16 protein-coding genes are annotated in these 20,981 nt (G+C 65.4%); 13 read left to right on the top strand and 3 right to left on the bottom strand.

What is annotated here, in order from left to right:
* Positions 1-121: 121 nt before the first annotated feature.
* From ACCQ03_RS10875 to ACCQ03_RS10850, 6 genes are all read left to right on the top strand, one after another.
* Complete coding sequence (locus ACCQ03_RS10875; protein WP_039570421.1) at positions 122-760, top strand: glutathione S-transferase family protein; 639 nt, start codon at positions 122-124, stop codon at positions 758-760.
* A gap of 178 nt (positions 761-938) precedes the next feature.
* Positions 939-2,879, top strand: coding sequence for an asparagine synthase (glutamine-hydrolyzing) (gene asnB, locus ACCQ03_RS10870; RefSeq protein WP_209225333.1), 1,941 nt, complete (start codon positions 939-941; stop codon positions 2,877-2,879).
* A gap of 167 nt (positions 2,880-3,046) precedes the next feature.
* The gene (locus tag ACCQ03_RS10865; RefSeq protein ID WP_057677823.1) at positions 3,047-3,601 is read left to right on the top strand and encodes an NADPH-dependent FMN reductase; all 555 of its coding nucleotides are present in this window, start codon (positions 3,047-3,049) and stop codon (positions 3,599-3,601) included.
* Positions 3,602-3,822: 221 nt separating this feature from the next.
* Complete coding sequence (locus ACCQ03_RS10860; RefSeq protein ID WP_003483586.1) at positions 3,823-5,253, top strand: replicative DNA helicase; 1,431 nt, start codon at positions 3,823-3,825, stop codon at positions 5,251-5,253.
* A 105-nt stretch (positions 5,254-5,358) separates the two neighbouring features.
* Entirely contained in the window at positions 5,359-6,777 is a 1,419-nt protein-coding gene (locus ACCQ03_RS10855; protein ID WP_057677825.1) for a cryptochrome/photolyase family protein, read from the top strand.
* Positions 6,778-7,048: 271 nt separating this feature from the next.
* On the top strand, positions 7,049-7,774 hold the full coding sequence (locus ACCQ03_RS10850; RefSeq protein WP_209225331.1) for a YiaD family glycine zipper/OmpA-like lipoprotein: 726 nt from the start codon (positions 7,049-7,051) through the stop codon (positions 7,772-7,774).
* A gap of 831 nt (positions 7,775-8,605) precedes the next feature.
* On the opposite strand, the gene ACCQ03_RS10845 is transcribed toward ACCQ03_RS10850, so the two are convergent.
* Positions 8,606-9,640, bottom strand: a complete 1,035-nt coding sequence (locus tag ACCQ03_RS10845; protein ID WP_017155746.1) for an XC_2801 family transcriptional regulator — start codon at positions 9,638-9,640, stop codon at positions 8,606-8,608.
* A gap of 128 nt (positions 9,641-9,768) precedes the next feature.
* Between ACCQ03_RS10845 and ACCQ03_RS10840 the strand changes: the two genes are divergently transcribed.
* The 6 genes from ACCQ03_RS10840 (at position 9,769) to ACCQ03_RS10815 (ending at position 17,485) form a co-directional block, all read left to right on the top strand.
* Positions 9,769-9,996: a hypothetical protein gene (locus ACCQ03_RS10840; protein WP_057677826.1), complete on the top strand. Its 228-nt coding sequence runs from the start codon at positions 9,769-9,771 to the stop codon at positions 9,994-9,996.
* Complete coding sequence (locus ACCQ03_RS10835) at positions 9,993-10,766, top strand: SDR family NAD(P)-dependent oxidoreductase (protein WP_209225329.1); 774 nt, start codon at positions 9,993-9,995, stop codon at positions 10,764-10,766. Before ACCQ03_RS10840 ends, ACCQ03_RS10835 begins: the two co-directional genes overlap by 4 nt.
* Positions 10,763-11,953 (top strand): efflux RND transporter periplasmic adaptor subunit, encoded by a 1,191-nt coding sequence (locus ACCQ03_RS10830; protein ID WP_057677827.1) that lies wholly within the window; start codon positions 10,763-10,765, stop codon positions 11,951-11,953. Before ACCQ03_RS10835 ends, ACCQ03_RS10830 begins: the two co-directional genes overlap by 4 nt.
* A 178-nt stretch (positions 11,954-12,131) precedes the next feature.
* Positions 12,132-15,296, top strand: coding sequence for an efflux RND transporter permease subunit (locus tag ACCQ03_RS10825; RefSeq protein WP_209225327.1), 3,165 nt, complete (start codon positions 12,132-12,134; stop codon positions 15,294-15,296).
* Between the two features lie 42 nt (positions 15,297-15,338).
* Positions 15,339-16,067, top strand: coding sequence for an SDR family oxidoreductase (locus tag ACCQ03_RS10820; protein ID WP_017159388.1), 729 nt, complete (start codon positions 15,339-15,341; stop codon positions 16,065-16,067).
* Positions 16,061-17,485, top strand: a complete 1,425-nt coding sequence (locus tag ACCQ03_RS10815) for an efflux transporter outer membrane subunit (protein WP_209225325.1) — start codon at positions 16,061-16,063, stop codon at positions 17,483-17,485. Before ACCQ03_RS10820 ends, ACCQ03_RS10815 begins: the two co-directional genes overlap by 7 nt.
* Positions 17,486-17,731: 246 nt before the next feature.
* On the opposite strand, the gene ACCQ03_RS10810 is transcribed toward ACCQ03_RS10815, so the two are convergent.
* Positions 17,732-18,706 (bottom strand): GGDEF domain-containing protein, encoded by a 975-nt coding sequence (locus tag ACCQ03_RS10810; RefSeq protein ID WP_209225323.1) that lies wholly within the window; start codon positions 18,704-18,706, stop codon positions 17,732-17,734.
* A gap of 94 nt (positions 18,707-18,800) precedes the next feature.
* Between ACCQ03_RS10810 and ACCQ03_RS10805 the strand changes: the two genes are divergently transcribed.
* A complete protein-coding gene (locus ACCQ03_RS10805; RefSeq protein ID WP_057677830.1) occupies positions 18,801-19,106 on the top strand; it encodes a hypothetical protein in 306 nt (101 codons plus the stop codon).
* A gap of 189 nt (positions 19,107-19,295) precedes the next feature.
* Here the strand turns inward: ACCQ03_RS10805 and ACCQ03_RS10800 are convergent, their stop codons facing one another.
* Positions 19,296-20,951: a sensor domain-containing diguanylate cyclase gene (locus ACCQ03_RS10800; RefSeq protein WP_057677844.1), complete on the bottom strand. Its 1,656-nt coding sequence runs from the start codon at positions 20,949-20,951 to the stop codon at positions 19,296-19,298.
* Positions 20,952-20,981 lie beyond the last annotated feature (30 nt).

Here is a 20,981-nt window from a genome sequence, read left to right as displayed (position 1 = left end):
GGTCGGCGCGGCAGTGCATGCAAACCGGCATCGGTGCGCCGCTGTTGTGTGCGGGGCTTTGCAAAGGCACGCGGGGCTGTGACACTGCCAGCCCCCTCGTTGCTGTCGCGGAGCCAGCCAGATGTCGAGCGTGCGTCCCCCGTTGACCGTCCATGGCATGTCCAGTTCCGGCAATTGCTACAAGGTGCGCCTGCTGCTGGAACAGTTGGGCAGCCGCTATCACTGGGTCGAGGTGGACAGCGTGGCCGGGCAGACCCGCACGCCCGCGTATCTGGCCAAGAACCCCAACGGCAAGGTGCCGATGGTCGAGCGCGACGATGGCCGCGTGTTGACCGAATCCAACGCGATCCTGTTCTGGCTGGCCGAAGGCACACCGTATCTGCCCACCGATGCGTGGCAGCGGGCGCAGGCATTGAGCTGGATGTTCTTCGAGCAATACAGCCATGAGCCCTATGTGGCGGTGGCGCGGTTCATCAGCCTGTGGACGCCACGCGACGCCGCACGCCGCGCCGAGCTGCCACAGCTGCGCGCACGCGGCGAGCAGGCGCTGGCGGTGATGGAGCAGCATCTGCAGCAGCACGCCTGGTTCACCGGTAGCGACTACGGCATCGCCGATATCGCATTGTTCGCCTACACCCACTGCGCCGAAGACGGTGGTTTCGATCTTGATCGCTGGCCAGCGATTAGCGCGTGGTTGCATCGCGTGCAGGCGCTGCCGCGTTTCGTGCCGATGCCGGCCGCTGCATCGGTGGCGGCATGAGCCGTCTGCGCGATCTGCAGGTGGCTTGCCGGGTCAGTGCTGTGTGCCCGGCGGACGGCTGTCTTGACGCTCCTGCATCGGTATCGGCATGCGCCGTGCGGCTGCTCGGGCGGGTGCAACGCGTCAGGCGGGCCGGCGACTCCCGCTTGGCCGTGGCCGGCCGGCAGGAGCGCTGACGATGTGCGGATTGGCAGGAATGTTGCTGGCTTCGCCGCGCCTGCATGGCGAACAGCTCGATGCGCTGGTGCGGCCGATGGGGGCCGCCTTGCGCCACCGCGGTCCCGACGATGCCGGCACCTGGTGCGATGCGCAGGCAGGCATTGCGCTGGCGCATCAGCGCTTGAGCATTCTGGATCTGTCGCCGCTCGGCCATCAGCCGATGCGCTCGGCCGATGGCCGCTACGTGCTGGCCTATAACGGCGAGGTCTATAACTTCGCGCAGCTGCGCGCAGCGCTTTCCGCGCTTGGGCATCGCTTCCGCGGCCACTCCGATACCGAAGTGCTGCTGGCGGCCGTGGTGGAGTGGGGCCTGGATGAGACGTTGATCCGCTGCAACGGCATGTTCGCCATTGCGTTGTGGGACGAGCGCGACAACTGCCTGTTTCTGGCCCGCGACCGCGTCGGCAAGAAGCCGCTGTACTACGGGTGGGCCGGCGACACCTTGGTGTTCGGTTCCGAACTCAAGGCCTTGTGGCAGCATCCGGATTTCGACAACGGCGTGGATCGCGATGCGCTCACGCTGCTGCTGCGGCTGGGCTATATCCCGGCACCGGCCTGCATCCACGAGCACACCTTCAAGCTGATGCCCGGCCGGGTGCTGCGCATGGATGCGCAAGCTGTCGCAACCGGCGCGGCCGCGCATCGTCCCGACCAGGCGCAGCAACCGTTCTGGAACGCCCGCGAGGCGATGCAACGCGCGCTGGCGACGCCGTTCACCGGTACCGACGCGCAGGCCGAAGCGCAGTTGGATAGCGTGCTGCGCGATGCGGTGGCCTTGCGCATGGTGGCCGATGTGCCGGTGGGCGTGTTCCTGTCCGGCGGCACCGACTCGTCCATCGTCACTGCGATGATGCAGGCGCAGAGCGCGCAACCGGTGCACACCTTCAGCATTGGCTTCGAAGGCTCGCACCACGACGAAGCGCCGCTGGCGCGCGAGGTGGCCACGCATCTGCGTACCGACCACACCGAACTCTATGTCAGCGGCGCCGACGCGCTGGCGGTGGTGCCGAACCTGCCGGACATGTTCGACGAACCCTTCGCCGATGCGTCGCAAGTGCCGACCGCGCTGGTCGCACGGCTGGCACGCGGCGGGGTCACGGTGGCGCTGTCCGGCGATGGTGGCGACGAATTGTTCTTCGGCTATGGCCGATATCAGCGCGCACTGCGCAATTGGCGCATGCACGGCCTGGTGCCAGGCCCGCTGCGTCGCCTGATGGCGGTGGCAGCGCGTCGCAATGGCGAATCCTCGCGCACCGGCGGGCTCGCTGCGCTGGTGGCCGAAGCCGGCGCACGCGGCATCGGCGACATCTACCGCAACCGCATTTCGCGCTGGCGTGATCCGGCCGCGGTGGTGCTGGGCGCCACCGAACCCGACAGTTTCTACAGCCTGGCCGATCCGCTGCATGGGTCCGGTACGCCGGCCGACGCGATGATGCTGGCCGATTTTGCCGCCTACCTGCCGGACGACCTGCTGTGCAAGGTGGATCGCACCACCATGGCGGTGGGGCTGGAAGCGCGTGCGCCCCTGCTGGATTGGCGCGTGGCCGAATTCGCCTGGTCGCTGCCGCTGTCGCTGAAATATCGCGATGGAGTGAGCAAGTATCTGCTCAAGCGCGTGCTGTGCCGCTACCTGCCGGACGCAATGGTGTACCGCGGCAAGCGCGGCTTTGGTGCACCGGTCAGCGCATGGCTGCGCGGCGATCTGCACGGCTGGGCGGACGATCTGCTGGCGCACGGCGCCCTGCAGCGCGAAGGCGTGTTCGCCGCCGACAGCGTGGCCCGCCTGTGGCGCGACTTCAACGGTGGCGAGCGCAAATGGCATACGCATCTGTGGACGGTGCTGATGTTCCAGGCTTGGCAGGCACACTGGCGCGAACAGCGCGCGGCCGTGGTGCGCTGACGCCTGAGGCTGGGGTCTGCGCACGCGGCGGGGTGGGCAAAGCCGCCGATGCGCGTTGCCGCGCGCGCGTTTGCGTATTGCCGCTGCGGCGCAGATGCCGGCGGCGTTTCACCGGCCCTGAGCATCCGGCTGGGTAGGGTGGGGCCCTGTTTCCACGGAGCATTCCCATGAGCAAGCTCACCATTGCCGTGCTGGTCGGCAGCCTGCGCGCCGAGTCGTATAACCGCCAGCTGGCGCGCGCGCTGGAGCATCTGGCCGGCGACAAGGCCGTGTTCGAGTACCTGGAGATCGGCGATATCCCGTTGTACAACCAGGACCGCGACGGCGATTATCCCGCCGAAGGCACACGGCTGAAGCAGCAGATCCGCGCCGCCCATGCGCTGCTGTTCGTCACCCCCGAATACAACCGCTCCATTCCCGGCGTGCTCAAGAACGCCATCGACACCGGCTCGCGCCCCTACGGCGATAGCGCGTTTGCCGGCAAACCGGCGGCGGTGGTGGGCATCTCGGTCGGCGCGATCGGCACTGCTACCGCGCAGCAGCACCTGCGTAACGTGCTGGCATACCTGGATATGCATGTGCTTGGCCAGCCGGAAGTGTTCCTGCAATACAAGGACGGCCTGTTCGGGCCCGACGACCAGATCGCCAATGCCGACAGCCGCAAGTTTTTGCAGGGCTTCATCGACCAGTTCCTGGGCCTGATCGGACATCTCAAGCGCTGAGTTGACCACAGCGGCGCCGCACGTCGCTGCGGCGCCGTGCTGGGCCTTGGGCGAGGGCGGAAACCTAAGCGGCGCAAGGGTCTCGGCATCTGCGACGGCCGCCGCGTAGAACGTGGATGCACCGGCTATACAGCAGTTATCCACAGAGTTGTGCATGGTCGTCGGCCGCGCCGATGACTATGCTTCCTGCCCTCGTCTCCCCGCGTCAGGTTTGTTTGTCCATGTCCGCTCGTCCTGGTTTCCGTTCCAAGCGCAGTCGCGATCGCGACGACGACGATTATGATCGTCCCGAGCCACGTCTGGACCAGCTGCGGGTACCGCCGCATTCGGTCGAGGCCGAACAGGCGGTGCTGGGCGGCCTGATGCTGGCGCCGGACGCGTTCGACCGGGTCAACGACCAGCTCACCGAAAACGACTTCTACCGACGCGACCATCGGCTGATCTACCGCGCGATTCGCGAACTGAACGAGAAAGACCGCCCGTTCGATGCAGTGACCCTGGGCGAATGGTTCGAGTCGCAGGGCAAGCTGGAGCAGGTGGGCGATGGCGCGTACCTGATCGAGCTGGCCAGCACCACGCCGTCGGCAGCCAACATCGCCGCGTATGCGGAAATCGTGCGCGACAAGGCGGTGCTGCGGCAGTTGATCGAGGTGGGCACCACCATCGTCAACGACGGCTTTCAGCCGGAAGGGCGCGACAGCGTCGAGTTGCTGTCTTCGGCCGAAAAGGCCGTGTTCAAGATCGCCGAAGCCGGCGCGCGCGGGCGCACCGATTTCGTGGCCATGCCCGGGGCATTGAAGGATGCCTTCGAAGAACTGCGCAACCGCTTCGAAAACGGCGGCAACATCACCGGCCTGCCGACCGGCTACACCGATTTCGATGCGATGACCGCCGGCCTGCAGCCGACCGACCTGATCATCCTGGCGGCGCGTCCGGCGATGGGCAAGACCACCTTCGCGCTGAACATTGCCGAATACGCCGCGATCAAGTCCAAGAAGGGCGTGGCGGTGTTTTCGATGGAAATGTCGGCCTCGCAGCTGGCGATGCGCCTGATCTCCTCCAATGGCCGCATCAATGCGCAGCGCCTGCGCACCGGTGCGCTGGAAGACGAGGACTGGGCGCGCGTGACCGGCGCGATCAAGATGCTCAAGGAAACCAAGATCTTCATCGACGACACCCCGGGCGTTTCGCCGGAAGTGCTGCGTTCCAAGTGCCGCCGGCTCAAGCGCGAACACGACCTGGGACTGATCGTCATCGATTACCTGCAGCTGATGTCGGTGCCGGGTAACAGCGAAAACCGCGCGACCGAAATTTCGGAAATCTCGCGCTCGCTGAAAGGCCTGGCCAAGGAACTCAACGTGCCGGTGATTGCGTTGTCGCAGCTCAACCGCTCGCTGGAAACCCGCACCGACAAGCGCCCGGTGATGGCGGACTTGCGCGAGTCGGGCGCGATCGAGCAGGACGCGGACATGATCGTCTTCATCTACCGCGACGACTACTACAACAAGGAAAATTCGCCGGACAAGGGCCTGGCCGAAATCATCATCGGCAAGCACCGCGGCGGACCGACCGGTTCGTGCAAGCTCAAGTTCTTCGGCGAATACACCCGCTTCGACAACCTGGCGCACGACTCGGTGGGCAGTTTCGAGTAAGCGCTGCGGTGGATCGGCCGGGCAGTCATCCGGCGCCCGGCATCGCGCCATCGTTGCGCCCGCTGGCTTATGCTGCGCAGCCTCATCGTTCGCTGCCGAGCTCGTATGTCATACGCCATCGTCTGGTTCCGTCGCGATCTGCGTCTGCAAGACAACCCGGCCTTGCGCGCCGCACTCGATGCGGGGCATCACCCGATTCCGTTGTACATCGACGCGCCGCACGAAGAGGGCGAATGGACGCCTGGCGCCGCATCGCGCAGCTGGCGGCATCGCGCCCTTGCAGCCCTGGATGACGCGTTGCGTGCGCTCGGCAGCGGCCTGGTCATTCGCTCCGGCAACAGCGCGCAGGTGCTGGATGAGGTGATCGCGCAGACCGGCGCGGTGGCGGTGTACTGGAACCGCAAATACGAGCCGGCCACGCAGCCGCGCGACGCACAGATCAAGCGCGACCTGCGCGAGCGCGGCATCGAGGTGCAGAGCTGCAATGCCGCGCTGCTGTTCGAACCGTGGCAGTTGTCCACGCAGCAGGGCGGCCCGTACAAGGTGTTTACCCCGTTCTGGCGCAATGCGCTGACGCAGCTGCAATTGCCCGCCGCCATGGATGCGCCGCGTCGCCTGCCGCCGCTGCCTGCGAGCTTGAAGACCGATGCGCTCGACACGCTGCAGTTGGTGCCCAGCCTGCAGTGGGACCAGGGCTTCTGGGAGCACTGGCAGCCCGGCGAAGCCGGCGCGCACGAAATGCTGGAGATCTTTATCGACGGCGCGCTGTCTGGATATCGCGAAAACCGCGATCGCCCCGATCGCGTCGGCACCTCGCAACTGTCGCCGCATCTGCACTTTGGCGAGATTGCTCCGTGGCGGATTGCCAGCGCGCTGGAAGCGCAGCGCACTGCGCGCAATGGCGCCGAAATCGATGGCTATATCCGGCAGCTGGGCTGGCGCGACTTTGCGTATCACTTGCTGCATCACTTCCCGGACACCACCAACCAGAATCTCAATCCACGCTTTGCAGGATTCGACTGGGCAACGGTCGACCCGGTGGCATTGCAGGCCTGGCAGCGTGGCCGCACCGGCATTCCCATCGTCGATGCCGGCATGCGCCAGCTCTGGCATACCGGCTGGATGCACAACCGCGTGCGCATGATCGTCGCCAGTTTTTTGTGCAAGCATCTGCGCATCCACTGGATCGAAGGCGCGCGCTGGTTCTGGGACACGCTAATCGATGCGGACCTGGCCAACAATACGCTGGGCTGGCAGTGGGTGGCCGGCACCGGCGCCGATGCGGCGCCCTATTTCCGCGTGTTCAACCCGGTGACGCAGGCAGAAAAATTCGACCCGCAGGCGACCTACATCACGCGCTGGGTGCCTGAGCTGGGCAAGCTTGCGGTGAAGGAACGCTTCGCGCCGTGGTTGCATCCATTGGCGCTGGCTCGCTTTGCTCCGGAGTATCCGCGCAATCCAATCATTGGCTTGGCCGAGGGCCGCGATGCGGCGCTGGCCGCGTATGCGAAGTCGCGTGCCTAGTCGCTGCTGATCGATGCGCGTGTGCCCGTTCGCATGGTGCACACCGTGCTGTTTGATGAGTGAGTACAGGGCCTGCAACGCGCGTCGTTGACCGGCCTGCGCTGATTGATGTGGTGGTGCACGAATGCGTGTCATCGCCGGAAACGTTTTCCTGAATGGCGCACCTGCTGCGCATGGATTGCGGCGGTTTTCATCATGCGCCAGTCGCGTGGGCCTGTTTATCCTCGCGCACACGATTGAGCGCCGGATGGTCCGGCCATAGGAGAACACCATGTCCCCAGCAGCCACCAAGAGTCTTGCCGTTGCACTGGCCAGCGCCATTGCGCTGTCCGCTTGCGCCACCGGCGGCTCGTATGTGCAGCGCGACCAATACGGCGAGCAGACACAACAGCAGAATCGAACCGGCCGCAACGCGCTGATCGGTACCGCCATTGGTGTGGCTGCAGGCCTGCTCACCGGCGATAGCGCCACCGAGCGTCGTCAGCACGCAATGATCGGCGCCGGCATCGGTGCACTGAGCGGTGCGGCGATCGGCCAGTACCAGGATCGCCAGGAGCGCGCGCTGCGCGAGCGCACCGCCAACACCGGGATCGAAGTACAACGCCAGGGCGACAACATCAGCCTGAACCTGCCCGACGGCATCACCTTCGACTTCGGCAAGTCGGCTTTGAAGCCGCAGTTCTACACCGCGCTCAACGGCGTGGCCTCCACGCTGCGCGAGTACAACCAGACCATGGTGGAAGTGGTGGGGCATACCGATAGCGTGGGTAGCGATGCGGTCAATCAACGCCTGTCCGAAGAGCGCGCCAGCGCAGTTGCACAGTACCTGACGGCGCAAGGTGTGCAGCGCGAGCGCATGGAAACCATGGGGGCCGGCAAGCGTTATCCGATTGCCGACAACACCACCGACGCCGGCCGGGCCAAGAACCGTCGCGTCGAAATCCGCCTGATTCCCTTGCGTGCCGAAGGCGCTGCCAGCAATAGCGGCATGCGTTGAGGGGATGCAGTGAATCGTGGCGAGTCGGATGACTCACCCGCGATGTGCTGATGTACGCAAAACAGGCCGCGAAAGCGGCCTGTTTTTCTGCTGCATGGTGTGATCAAGAGCAGCTAACCAATCGCTCGGGTCTAGAACGTCTGGTCTGCACGGCTTTGAGGTCTCGATCTTCCGATGTCATCGGCGCTGATGTGTCGGCGCAACTGTGGAACTTCAAAGCGCGGATCTGAATGTTGTTGCAGGGCCCTTGCCCGCCCACCATCGCGGGACACGCTGCAAGTACGTCCATGTAAGCTCCGTGGCGGCATCCATGCCGCTCAAGGTCCCGCGACGGTGAGCGGGCAAGGACCAGTCGAGTGGTCGCTGTATTTGTGCGAGCGATTGATGCGTTCGCTAGCGATTTAAGGAGGTGCGGCTAGCTCGCAGTGCTCAAGCGAAGGTATCTCCACCACCTTTCCTACGATGGGCCGCTTTCCGAGCGACCGACCAACGTTCTGGTGCGGTGTCCTCGCCGCTTGCGGGACCGTTGGCGGCATGGGCCGCCATCGAGCCCCCATGGACGGGTTGACGGCGTGTCCCGCGAGCGGCGGGGGTACCGCGCGCGCGACCGAGTCGGCTTTGCGCTCATCGGGTGATCGCATCCGACGACGCCACGACGGACGTCTGGATCTTTCCCAACTCACCGCTTACGGCAGTGAGATCATTTGCAAACCGACCGAGCTATCGTCGGCTGTACGCGTGTGGTGACAGAGATGCATTCACTGAGTTGCATCGATGAACTTATGGGCTGCGCCAGACGGCTGGCACCGCCGGCGCACGCTTGATCGGCCACTATGCCGTGACGTTTTCCAGAATCCGCTTGCCTTCGGCGCGCAACTGCGCGTCTGCGCCCACGTCGACTTTTGCATCGTGGTCGGCCTTTTGTGCGGCCAGACGGGCAGGGCACTGCGCCATCATGTAGTCCGCATCGAAGTTCATGCGCGTCACCAAAAAGTCCACGAACGCACGTACTTTCGGCGACACCAGTCGGCCACCGGCGAACACCGCGTTGAAGTCCACCTCAGGCCCGGTCCAACCGGCCAGCACGCGGCGCACCAGGCCCGATTGCACGAACGGTTTGGCCATCACATCGCCAGTCAGCAACAGGCCTTCGCCGCACAACACCGCACCGTTGAGCGCAGCCGGATCGTTGGCCACCATCAGCGGATTGACCGGGAAATCGCGTACATCGCTGCCATCGCTGAGCGACCAGAAGAAGCGGTTGTTGTGCACGTTGCGGTTCTTGCGCAAGGCAAGCGTGCGATGGAATTGCAATTCATCCGGATGCAGCGGCTCGCCATAGCGTTCGATGTAGGATGGGCTGGCGAACACCTGGGTGCGCAAGCTGCCGAGCTTGCGCGCCACCAGGTTGGAATCGGGCAGCGCACCAACCCGCAATGCCAGGTCGGCTTCGCCTCCGATCAGGTCCAGCTTCTCGTTGCCCAGATGCATGTCCAGCTGGATTTCCGGATATTGCGCGTGGAATTCGCCCAGCAACGGCGCGATCCAGGTAATGCCCAACGAATACGGCACGGTAAAACGCAACCAGCCACGCGGGCCCGATTGCAGTTGTCCCACCGCGCTTTCGGCCTCTTCCAGCTCGCGCGCGATGCGCTGGCAATGTTCGTGGTACACCGAGCCGGCTTCGGTCAGCCCGATGCGGCGCGTGGTTCGATGCAGCAGGCGCGCACCCAACCGGGTTTCCAGTTCCTGCACCTTGCGGCTGACGGTGGTCTTGGGCAGGCCAAGCGCGTTGGCGGCGGCGATGAAGCTGCCTTGTTCGACCACCTTGACGAAGATCAAGGTGTCGTTGAGATCGTGAGTCATGGGATGCCTTCCGGGGGCCAGGAGGGATTAGACCGCTTACGGGACGATTATTCCCCTAAATCCGGACTAATCAAGTGCTGCTTTGAAGCCTAACTTATGCGGCATCCCCTCCATGCAGGAGCACGGCCATGTGGTTGTGCAATGTCTTCGGCGTGTCCTCCAGCAAGCGCAGCGCAATCGAAAACGCCTTCGATCCGGTCGTTTCCACGGAAAAACGGTCTTACGACAGTGCCTTGCGCGAATTCTCCAGCTCGCCACGGCGGCAGGCTGGCGGCGCGCCTGCGCAGCGAACTGGACTGCAGGCGCGCTGGGCGCGGCGCGGAATTATCCCGATCTCGGGAGCGAAAATCCCATGAGCGGGATGGTTCAATCCGAGACGGCCGTCATTGGCGGCGCGGGCAACGTGGGCATGGGCATTGTCTCTGCGTTGCTGGACGCCGGCATGCCAACGGTGGCGATTGGGCGCGACGCCGCCAAGCTGGACGCACTGCGCGCGCAGCATGGTCACTCGCCGCTGCTGGACATCGTGCAGGGATCGGTGGCCGACGATGCGTCCGCGCAGCGCCTGGCCACCGAACTGGCCCAGCGGCAACGACCGCTGGGTGCGGTGATCGCCAGCCTGGGCAGCCCGCCGAAGGCCGGGCGGCTGGTGGATCGGCCGGTGGCCGCCCTGCGTCGTCGCCTGGAGCGCGACGTGCTGCCGCATCTGGCTGCCGCCCGCCACCTGCTGCCGCTGCTGGCCGAAGCCGACGGCGGCGGCCGCTATCTGCTGCTCGGCAGTCCGTGCGCGCTGCGTGCCTGGTCGGCGCATGGCGATCGGTCGGTTGCGGCCTCCGCCACCCGCATGCTTGCCCAGGTGTTGCACGAGGAAGCCAAGCCGTTGGGCGTCCGCGTGCAGTTGCTCTCGGTCGAGCAGCCGGTCTGCACGCCCGGTCGCGCCAAGGACGCCTGTCCGGAATGGATCCGTGCCGTGGACGTCGGCCGCGCCGCTGTTTCCCTGATCGCCGGACCTGGCCAGCCCGGACAAGCCATCGTGACCGTGAGTCGTCGCCCGCCGGCCGCACCGTCGGCGAGCCGGCTGGCCGGTCTGCAATTTCCCATCCCCACCCGAGAGATTTCCCCATGACCACGAACGCCACCCCGTTCCGTTTTCCCTTGCGTACCGTGTTGGCGGGCGCCGTGCTTGCGGTCGTGCTCGCCGGCTGCGGCAGCAAGGCCGCCGAGACCGGCGCACCGCCGCCGCCCAGTGTCAGCGTCGCGCCGGTGCTGATGAAGCAGATCAGCCAGTGGGACGAATTCAGCGGCCGCATCGAACCGGTGGAAAGCGTCGAACTGCGTCCGCGCGTGTCCGGCTATATCGACAAGGTCAACTACACCGAAGGTGCGGAAGTGAAGAAGGGCGATGTGCTGTTCACCATCGACGAGCGTAGCTACCGCGCCGAGTTCGCGCGTGCCAACGCTTCGCTGGTGCGTGCCCGCACCCAGGCCACGCTGGCACGTAGCGAAGCTGCGCGTGCACGCAAATTGTCCGAGCAGCAGGCCATCTCCACCGAAACCTGGGAGCAACGTCGCGCCGCCGCCGATCAGGCCGATGCCGACCTGCAGGCCGCCCAGGCCGCGGTGGACACCGCCAGGCTCAACCTGGACTGGACGCGCGTGCGCGCTCCCATCGACGGCCGCGCCGGGCGTGCGATGGTCACCGCCGGCAACCTGGTCACGGCTGGCGACAGTGCCAGCGTGCTGACCACGCTGGTGTCGCTGGACAAGGTGTTTGTCTATTTCGACGCCGACGAAGGTACCTTCCTGCGCTATTCGCAGATGGCCCGCAACGGCGAGCGCCCGGACGAACGTGGCGGCGAGTTGCCGGTGCGGATCGGGCTGGTCGGCGAGCAGGGCTTCCCGCACGCCGGTCGCGTGGATTTCCTGGACAACCAGGTGACCCGCAGCACCGGCACCATCCGCGTCCGCGCGGTGCTGGACAACGCGCAACGGCAATTCACGCCGGGCTTGTATGCGCACGTGCAGTTGCTGGGCAGCGGCCAGTTCAAGGCCATGCTGGTGGACGAAAAGGCCGTGCTCACCGACCAGGACCGCAAGTACGTCTACGTGGTGGACAAGGACGGCAAGGCGCAGCGCCGCGATGTGGAGCTCGGCCGCAGTGCCGATGGTCTGCGCATCGTGCGTAGCGGCCTGGCCGCCGGCGACCGCGTGGTGGTCGATGGCGTGCAGAAGATCTTCATGCCCGGCATGCCGGTGGACGCCAAGACCGTGGCCATGGCGCCGGCGGCGGACAAGCGCACCGCTTCCAATTAGGTATCGCCAACGCGCGTTGCGCGCCGTCGCGCCTTCCCGGCGACTGCGCGCCACCTGCCACGGCTGCACTGATCCATCGCTGCATCGCAGCTCATGACTGCCGGCCTCGTCATCAGGCCGGCCCGGGGCCGCCGTGCCGCGCCGCCACCCGGCGGCACCCTCTTTCAGGACCATCCCAATGGACTTTTCCCGTTTTTTCATCGACCGGCCGATCTTTGCCGCGGTGCTGTCGATCATCATCTTCGCCGCCGGCCTGATCGCCATGCCGCTGCTGCCGATCAGCGAATACCCCGAAGTGGTACCGCCGAGCGTGCAGGTGCGCGCGGTGTATCCGGGCGCCAACCCCAAGGTCATTGCCGAAACCGTCGCCACGCCGCTTGAGGAAGCCATCAACGGCGTGGAAAACATGATGTACATGAAGTCGGTGGCCGGCTCGGACGGCGTGCTGGTGGTCACCGTGACCTTCAAGCCCGGCACCGATCCGGACCAGGCGCAGGTGCAGGTGCAGAACCGCGTCAGCCAGGCGCAGGCGCGTCTGCCCGAAGACGTGCGCCGCCAGGGCGTGACCACGCAGAAGCAATCGCCGACGCTGACCATGGTCGTGCATCTGACCTCGCCCAAGGGCAAGTACAACTCGCTATACCTGAGCAATTACGCCACCTTGAAGGTCAAGGACGAGCTGTCGCGCCTGCCGGGCGTGGGCCAGATCCAGATCTTCGGTGCCGGCGACTACGCCATGCGCATCTGGTTGAACCCCGACAAGGTGGCCGCACGCGGGCTCACCGCCAGCGATGTGGTCGCCGCCATCCGCGAGCAGAACGTGCAGGTCTCCGCCGGCCAGCTCGGTGCCGAGCCCATGCCCAACAAGAGCGATTTCCTGCTCTCGATCAACGCGCAGGGCCGCCTCACCACTGAAGAAGAGTTCGGCAACATCGTCATCCGCAGCGGCAACAGCGGCGAGATCGTGCGCTTGAGCGATGTGGCGCGCCTGGAACTGGGCGCCGGCAACTACACCTTGCGCTCGCAGCTGGACAACCAGAACGCGGTAGGCATGGGCGTGTTCCAGTCGCCCGGCGCCAACGCGATCGAATTGTCCGATGCGGTACGCGCCAAGATGGCCGAGCTGGAAAAGCGGTTCCCGCAGGACATGGCATGGTCGGCCGCGTACGACCCGACCGTGTTCGTGCGCGATTCGATCAGCGCGGTGGTGCACACGCTGCTGGAAGCGGTGCTGCTGGTGGTGCTGGTGGTGATCCTGTTCCTGCAGACCTGGCGCGCTTCGATCATTCCGTTGCTGGCGGTGCCGGTGTCGGTGGTCGGTACGTTTGCCGCGCTGTATCTGCTGGGTTTCTCCATCAATACGCTGAGCCTGTTCGGCTTGGTGCTGGCGATCGGCATCGTGGTCGACGACGCGATCGTGGTGGTGGAAAACGTCGAGCGCAACATCGAAGAAGGGTTGAGTCCGCTGGCGGCCGCGCATCAGGCCATGCGCGAAGTGTCCGGGCCGATCATCGCCATCGCGCTGGTGCTGTGCGCGGTGTTCGTGCCGATGGCGTTCCTGTCGGGTGTGACCGGCCAGTTCTACAAGCAGTTCGCGGTGACCATCGCCATTTCCACGGTGATTTCGGCGATCAACTCGCTGACCTTGTCGCCGGCGCTGGCGGCGATGCTGCTCAAGTTGCACGACGCGCCCAAGGACGGTCCGTCGCGGTTGATCGACCGCTTGTTCCGCCCGTTCAACCGTTTCTTCAACACCAGCTCGCACAAGTACCAAGGTGCGGTGTCGCGTGCGCTGGGCAAGCGAGGTGCGGTGTTCGTGGTCTACCTGCTGCTGCTGGTCGGTACCGGTTTCATGTTCAAGCTGGTGCCGGGCGGCTTCATTCCGACCCAGGACAAGCTGTACCTGATTGCCGGCACCAAGCTGCCGGAAGGATCGTCGCTGGAGCGCACCAATGAAGTGATCCGCCAGATCACCCAGATCGCGCTGCAGACCGACGGGGTGGATCACGCCATTGCGTTCCCCGGCCTGAATCCGCTGCAGTTCACCAATACGCCCAATACCGGCACGGTGTTCCTGACGCTCAAGCCATTCAGCCAGCGCAGCCGCACCGCCGCGCAGATCAATGCGGAAATCAACGCACGCATCAGCCAGATCCAGCAGGGCTTCGCATTCGCCTTCATGCCGCCGCCGATTCTGGGTTTGGGCCAGGGCTCGGGCTATTCGCTGTACATCCAGGACCGTGCCGGCCTGGGCTATGGCCAGTTGCAGAGTGCGGTGAATGCGATGTCCGGTGCGATCTCGCAAACGCCGGGCATGCAGTTCCCGATCGGCACCTACCAGGCCAACGTGCCGCAGCTCGACGCCAAGGTCGACCGCGACAAGGCCAAGGCGCAGGGCGTGCCGTTGACCAACCTGTTCGACACGCTGCAGACCTATCTGGGGTCGTCCTACATCAACGACTTCAATCGCTTCGGTCGCACCTACCAGGTGATCGCCCAGGCCGATGGACAGTTCCGCGATAGCGTGGAAGACATCGCCAACCTGCGCACGCGCAATGCCAACGGCGACATGGTGCCGATCGGCAGCATGGTCACGCTGGGCCAGACCTACGGCCCGGACCCGGTGATCCGCTACAACGGCTACCCGGCTGCCGACCTCATCGGCGAGGCGGATCCGCGCGTGCTGTCGTCCACCGAGGCGATGCAGAAGCTGTCCAGCATGGCGCCGCAGGTGCTGCCCAACGGCATGAACATCGAGTGGACCGACCTGAGCTACCAGCAGTCCACGCAAGGCAACTCGGCATTGATCGTGTTCCCGATGGCGGTGTTGCTCGCGTTCCTGGTGCTGGCCGCGTTGTACGAAAGCTGGACGCTGCCGCTGGCCGTGATCCTGATCGTTCCGATGACCTTGCTGTCTGCGTTGTTCGGTGTGTGGCTCACCGGCGGCGACAACAACGTGTTCGTGCAGGTGGGTCTGGTGGTGTTGATGGGCCTGGCATGCAAGAACGCGATCCTGATCGTGGAGTTCGCCCGCGAACTGGAAATGCACGGCAAGGGCATCGTTGAAGCGGCACTGGAAGCCTGCCGCCTGCGCCTGCGTCCGATCGTGATGACCTCCATCGCCTTCATCGCCGGCACCGTGCCGCTGGTGTTTGGCCATGGTGCCGGCGCCGAAGTGCGCTCGGTCACCGGTATCACGGTGTTCGCCGGCATGCTGGGTGTGACCTTGTTCGGCCTGTTCCTGACGCCGGTGTTCTACGTGGCGCTGCGCAAGTGGGTGATCCGTCGCGGTCCCGCGACACCGCCCGCAGTTGCGCACGATCACGCCCACGTCAACGCCTGAGCGCGCATTACTTCCCCCTCCATACATTCGAAGGATTTACACATGAGCAATACCAAGATCGCACTGGTCACCGGCGCCACCCGCGGTATCGGCCTGGAGACCGTTCGTCAACTCGCACAGGCCGGCGTGCACACGCTGCTGGCCGGGCGCAAGCGCGACGACGCCGTGGCCGCGGCCCTCAAGTTGCAGGCCGAAGGCCTGCCGGTGGAGGCCATCCAGCTCGATGTCAACGACGACATCAGCGTTGCTGCCGCCGTGGGCACGGTGGAGCAGCGTCATGGCCATCTGGACATCCTGATCAACAATGCCGGCATCATGCTCGATGACCTGCAGCGCACCCCGTCGCAGCAGAGCCTGGAGGTATGGAAGCGCACCTTCGACACCAACCTGTTCGCCGTGGTCGAGGTGACCAAGGCCTTCCTGCCGCTGCTGCGTCGCTCGCTGGCCGGGCGCATCGTCAATGTGTCCAGCCTCCTCGGCTCGCTGACCTTGCATAGCCAACCCGGCTCGCCGATCTACGATTTCAAGATTCCGGCTTACAACATCTCCAAGAGCGCGTTGAACAGCTGGACCGTGCATCTGGCCCACGAATTGCGCGACACCGCCATCAAGGTCAATGCCGTGCATCCGGGCTCGGTCAAGACCGACATGAACGGTGGTGGGGAACTCGAGGTGGAGCAGGGCGCTGCCAGCAGTGTGCAAATGGCGCTGTTGGATGCGCACGGTGCCACCGGCAGCTTTACCCATCTGGGAGAGGTGTTGCCATGGTAAGAAACTTCCTGAGCGTGGCCTTGGCTGCGCTGGTGCTCAGCGGTTGCGCGGTCGGGCCGGATTACCGCCCCGATCCGCCCGCGGCGGTGACGCTGCAAGGCGCGCAGGACGCATCCTTCAGCACCGAATCGCCGGTCGGCAACTGGTGGTCGCAATTCGACGACCCGGTGCTGGAACAGCTGGTGCGCGACGCCTTGTTCGCCAACCACGACCTGCGCATCGCGGTGGCGCGCGTCAAGCAGGCGCGCGCGGTGTTCGTCGAGCGCCGTCTGGATCAGGCGCCGCATATCACCGCGCAAGGCAGCTTCGATCGTCGCGAACAGCAGCAGGTGATCGCCGGCAATCAGCGCTTTCTGACCGAGCAGACCACGCTTGGTCTGGATGCGGCCTGGGAGCTGGACCTGTTCGGCCGGCAGCGGCGTGCATCGGAGGCCGCGCGTGCCGACCTGGATGCCGAGCAGGCCAACCTGCAGGACGTGCAGGTCACCGTTGCTGCCGAAGTGGCGCGCAATTATTTCGAACTGCGCGGCACCCAGAAGCGGCTGGATGTCTCCAAGCGCACGCTCACCAACCTGCGCGACACCCAGAAGCTGACGCAGACGCGGTGGGATCTGGGTGCCGGCAGCGAGCTGGATGTGCAGAGCAGCCTGGCGCGGTTGAAGGCGATCGAAGCGGATATTCCGCTGCTGGAAACCGCCGAGGCGCAATACCGCCACCGTCTGGCGGTGTTGCTGGGCCAGCAACCCGATGCCTTGGATGCCACCTTGGCCGCGCGCGATATGCCGGCGTTCGCGCGGCCGCTGCCGCTGGGCGATACCGCCGGCTTGCTGCGTCAGCGTCCGGATGTGCGCGGCGCCGAGCGCCGGCTGGCGGCAGCCACCGCGCAAGTGGGCGTGGCCACGGCCGACCTGTTTCCGCGCATCAGCGTGAGCGGGTTCGTCGGCTTCCTGACCGGCGACGCGGCCAGGTTGACCGAAGGCAATGCCAAGGCCTGGTCGGTGACCCCGTCGATCAGCTGGGCCGCCTTCGATTTCGGCACCGTGCGCGCGCGGTTGCGCGCCAGCAAGGCGCAGGCCGAAGGTGCGTTGGCGCAGTATCAACAAACCGTCTTGCTGGCGCTGGAAGACACCGAAAACGCGTTGATCGGCTATGGCCGCCAGCAGGCGCGCCTGGCCATCGTGGTGGAGCAGGCCAATGCCGCGCGGCGTGCCGAGCAGTTGGCGCAGATCCGCTACCGCGAGGGCTCGGAAGACTTCCTCACCCTGCTGGATGCGCAGCGTACCCAGCTGGCGGCCGATGATGCGTTGGCGCAGGCCGAAGCGGCGGTGAATGTCGGCGTGGTCGGCGTGTACAAGGCGCTCGGTGGCTGGAAGCAGGATCAAGCGCCTGCGGCACCGGTGGCCGTGGTCGGTCGTTGAACGATGCGCGCGGGGCGGCCAGTGGGTCGCCCCGCAGGTCTGGCTGCAGCGTCAGCGTTCAGCGAGGCGATCGAAGGTATGCGGTGATGGCGGGCGATACCGGCCATGCATCCGACGCCATCGGTTCGCTCGCCTCTCTGGCAGGTGCGCGACCGGCGTTTCGTCAGCACCATCGCATTCGTGCCATGCATCAACCCATCTGCCAGGTGCATATGCAGACGCCGACGCATGCATACCGCCAGGCGTTTATTCGGCGATCCTCACGCTGTCGCGTCCGCCGTTCTTGGCCAGATACAGCGCTGCATCGGCACGCGAAAACCAGTCCTGCCAATGCGTTTCGCCATCGTGGCGCGCCGCGCCCAGCGAGACGGTGATGCGCCCGCCGGGTCCGCGCAAGCCGTTGCGTATCACCTTGCGCAAGCGTTCGGTGGCCGCTTCCAGTTCGGCCAGCGAGCCGGCACGCAGCAGCACCACAAATTCTTCGCCACCAAAACGGAACACCTGGTGCGGGTCGCGTACTTCGAAGCGCAGGATGGTGGCCAGGTCCGAAAGCGCCGCGTCGCCGGCGGCATGCCCGTACAGATCGTTGACCTCCTTGAAGTGATCCAGGTCCAGGATGATCAGGCTGTTGAGCCGGTCGTGCGGTTGGCGTTGATCGATCTGGTGGGTCAGCGCACGTTCCAGCATGCGACGGTTGGGCAAGCCGGTCAGTGCATCCAGCGAGGCCAGTTCTTCCAGATGCACGCGGTCGTCCTGCATCCGCAGCGAAAACGCATAGCCCACCGCCAGCGTCACCAGCGTCACCACGATCGTCGACACGCCCTGGCCGGGGCTGGTGATCAGGCCGGGCAAGAACAACAAGGCGGCCAGCAGCGGCAAGCTCAACAACACCGCGCGCCGTGGGCCGCACAGGAAATAATTGGTGGCCAGCACCGGAAACAGCCAGGGCAGGGCGCCATCGCCCCCGGTCCAGCACGCCACCAGGCACCCGCCGACATTGATCGACGCCAGCCACACGCCGCCAGCGCCGGTGTCTTCGGCACTGCGCATCTGCCAGCCCCGCCATGCCGCCAGCACGCCCAGCGCAGCGGTGACCAGACACGCAACTGCCTGACCGGTCATGGCCAGGTACACCGCATAGAGGCAAAGCAACAGCGCGGTGATTGGCCCAAGCATCTTGACGATGCCGAGTCGAAAATCCCGCCGCAGGTGGAGGATCACAGGGAAGGTTCTATAGGAGTCGGCATCATTATCGGCGGAGCGCGGTCAAAGTTGAGCATGCCTTCATCGCCGCAATGGGTAGGAAAGTGAAGCGTTGCAGCGCAAGGCTTCGCACATCCTTGACGGCGTTGCCGCAAACGTATCGTTTTGGTTGTCGGAGTCTGCCATGCCCACCCGCGAAGAACTTGCCACGCGCCTGGACGCGTTGCAGGAACAGTTGCCCAAGTTGTCGGCAGATGAAGATGCGGATTTCGACTACCTGGATTTTCAGGCGCGTGCAGAAGCGATCCTGAGCAGCGCCGCGCAGGACGATGCCGCCTATGTGCGCACGCGTATCGACGGCATGCTGGCCGGTGCGGTCTTGATTCCCACCGATGATGCGGGCCAGGCCTGCGGCTGAGGCCTCGTCTTGGCATGAGCCCAGGTGCTTGAGTGTTAGTCGCTGCAATGCGGGCGCCGGCGAACGATACGAGCATCTTCGCGTAGATGCTCGCAGCAGGGTTCGCAAAGCGCGCGCGATGCGGATCTGAGTGTGGACCGCGCAACACCCGTCTTGGCAGCAGGCCGCAGAAGCACGCCTGGCCGTTGTTCAGGCCACGAATGCAAGGACGTCCGCGCTCACCACCTGATTGCGGCCACCCTGCTTGGCGCGATACAGCGCCGCGTCCGCCCGTTGCACCAACGAAGCCACGGTGGCGGCATGATCGGGGAAGCTGGCCGCGCCGAACGAGGCGGTGACCTTCGGCAGACAGACGCCATCGCCCATCACCTGCAAGGCCTCGATGCTGACGCGCAGTTTCTCCGCCATCATGCAGGCGGTTGGCAGATCGACCTCGGGCAGGATGATCGTCAATTCTTCGCCGCCGTACCGGCAGCAGATGTCCTCGCCACGCGTCTGCGCCAGCAGCAATTCGCCAATGGCCGCCAGTACGCGGTCGCCGCCGCTGTGCCCATGCAGGTCGTTGAACCGCTTGAAGTGATCCACATCCAGCATCAGCACCGACAACGGCAGCGCCCGGCGCGTGCAGCGCGCCAACTCGTGATTGAGGGTTTCTTCCAGATAGCGGCGGTTGTACAGGCCTGTCAGCGGGTCGCGGATCGACTGCTGGCGCAGCGTTTCGCGCAAGCGCAGGTTGTGCAGCGCCAGGGAGAGTTGTTCCGCTGCCGCCTCGGCCACGGTCAACGAGGCCAGATCGTCGGGGTCTTCGCTACGCAATGCCAGCATCCCCAACTGCGTGCCCTGCGCCGAGAGCGGAATGCAGGCGGTGGCCGCATTCGCCGGGAGGTTGACGCCGGCATGCTGGCATAGCATCCCGGCGCTGGCGTCCATCACCACATGGGTGCGGTCGCGGCGCAACGCCCAGCAGTTGTCCGGCGCGATGCTGGCACTGGCGTCGTCGGCCATCTCGCCCCAGGCGACCACCTGTTCGGCACGATCGCGCGAGGCGCGTAGCAGGTAGACCGCGCCGGCGGCACCTGGAATCAGCGGCGCAATCGTGCGTGCGGTGATTTCCAGCGCTTCTTCGGCGTTGCGGCAGTTCTGCAGCAGCCCGGAGTAGCGTGCCAGCGCCTCCAGGCCAGCGGAGGTGCGTTCGAGTGCGGCAAACGACTCGATCAGGCGCTCGCTGGTCCGGCTGGCGTCGTCTTCGGCACGCGTGCGCCGTTCCAGCTCGCGCGACAGCAGGCGATAGGCCAGCAGCATCACCAGCAAGCCACTGACAATGCCGATCACGGTCACCCATAGCGCCCACTGTGCGCTGCGTGTGGTGGCCGCGTTGCGCCTGATCAGTTGCTGCCGCTCCAGCTCCGTCATGGTCTGCACCTGGCGGCGCAGCGATGAAGAGGTCTGGAACACCCCGCGCGCAATGGCGGCACGCGCGCCATCCAGGCCTTGCTTGCGATAGCGATGCAACAGCTCGTCGATCTGCACCAGGCGCGCGTCCACCAAACGGCTCAGCACGACCACATTGCGCCGCTGCGTCGGGTTGTCCTGCACCAGGGCGTCCAGCCGCACGATGCGCTCGGGCAGGCGGCCGATCGCATCGGCATACACGCCCAGAAAGGCCTCGTTGTCGGTCAGCACGTAGCCGCGCGCCGACGATTCCGCCGACAGCATGCCCGCCTGGATTTCGTCGATGCTGGCAATCACTTCCTGCGTGTGCGTCACCCAGCCGGCGTCCGACAGCGAACGCTGCGTGGTGAGATATCCACCCACGCCGATCAGCACAAAGATCAGCCCGCCCACCAGCAATGCCCCGGCAGCGCGACGTTTGGT

Origin of the sequence: Xanthomonas sp. NCPPB 3569, from assembly GCF_041475645.2 — a bacterium.
GTDB lineage: Bacteria > Pseudomonadota > Gammaproteobacteria > Xanthomonadales > Xanthomonadaceae > Xanthomonas > Xanthomonas phaseoli.
This window is presented reverse-complemented; position numbering and strand designations above follow the sequence as displayed.

Coding starts and splice junctions, on each gene's coding strand:
- ACCQ03_RS10875 (WP_039570421.1), top strand. CDS start 122: ATGTCGAGCGTGCGTCCCCCGTTGACCGTCCATGGCATGTCCAGTTCC.
- asnB (WP_209225333.1), top strand. CDS start 939: ATGTGCGGATTGGCAGGAATGTTGCTGGCTTCGCCGCGCCTGCATGGC.
- ACCQ03_RS10865 (WP_057677823.1), top strand. CDS start 3,047: ATGAGCAAGCTCACCATTGCCGTGCTGGTCGGCAGCCTGCGCGCCGAG.
- ACCQ03_RS10860 (WP_003483586.1), top strand. CDS start 3,823: ATGTCCGCTCGTCCTGGTTTCCGTTCCAAGCGCAGTCGCGATCGCGAC.
- ACCQ03_RS10855 (WP_057677825.1), top strand. CDS start 5,359: ATGTCATACGCCATCGTCTGGTTCCGTCGCGATCTGCGTCTGCAAGAC.
- ACCQ03_RS10850 (WP_209225331.1), top strand. CDS start 7,049: ATGTCCCCAGCAGCCACCAAGAGTCTTGCCGTTGCACTGGCCAGCGCC.
- ACCQ03_RS10845 (WP_017155746.1), bottom strand. CDS start 9,640: ATGACTCACGATCTCAACGACACCTTGATCTTCGTCAAGGTGGTCGAA.
- ACCQ03_RS10840 (WP_057677826.1), top strand. CDS start 9,769: ATGTGGTTGTGCAATGTCTTCGGCGTGTCCTCCAGCAAGCGCAGCGCA.
- ACCQ03_RS10835 (WP_209225329.1), top strand. CDS start 9,993: ATGAGCGGGATGGTTCAATCCGAGACGGCCGTCATTGGCGGCGCGGGC.
- ACCQ03_RS10830 (WP_057677827.1), top strand. CDS start 10,763: ATGACCACGAACGCCACCCCGTTCCGTTTTCCCTTGCGTACCGTGTTG.
- ACCQ03_RS10825 (WP_209225327.1), top strand. CDS start 12,132: ATGGACTTTTCCCGTTTTTTCATCGACCGGCCGATCTTTGCCGCGGTG.
- ACCQ03_RS10820 (WP_017159388.1), top strand. CDS start 15,339: ATGAGCAATACCAAGATCGCACTGGTCACCGGCGCCACCCGCGGTATC.
- ACCQ03_RS10815 (WP_209225325.1), top strand. CDS start 16,061: ATGGTAAGAAACTTCCTGAGCGTGGCCTTGGCTGCGCTGGTGCTCAGC.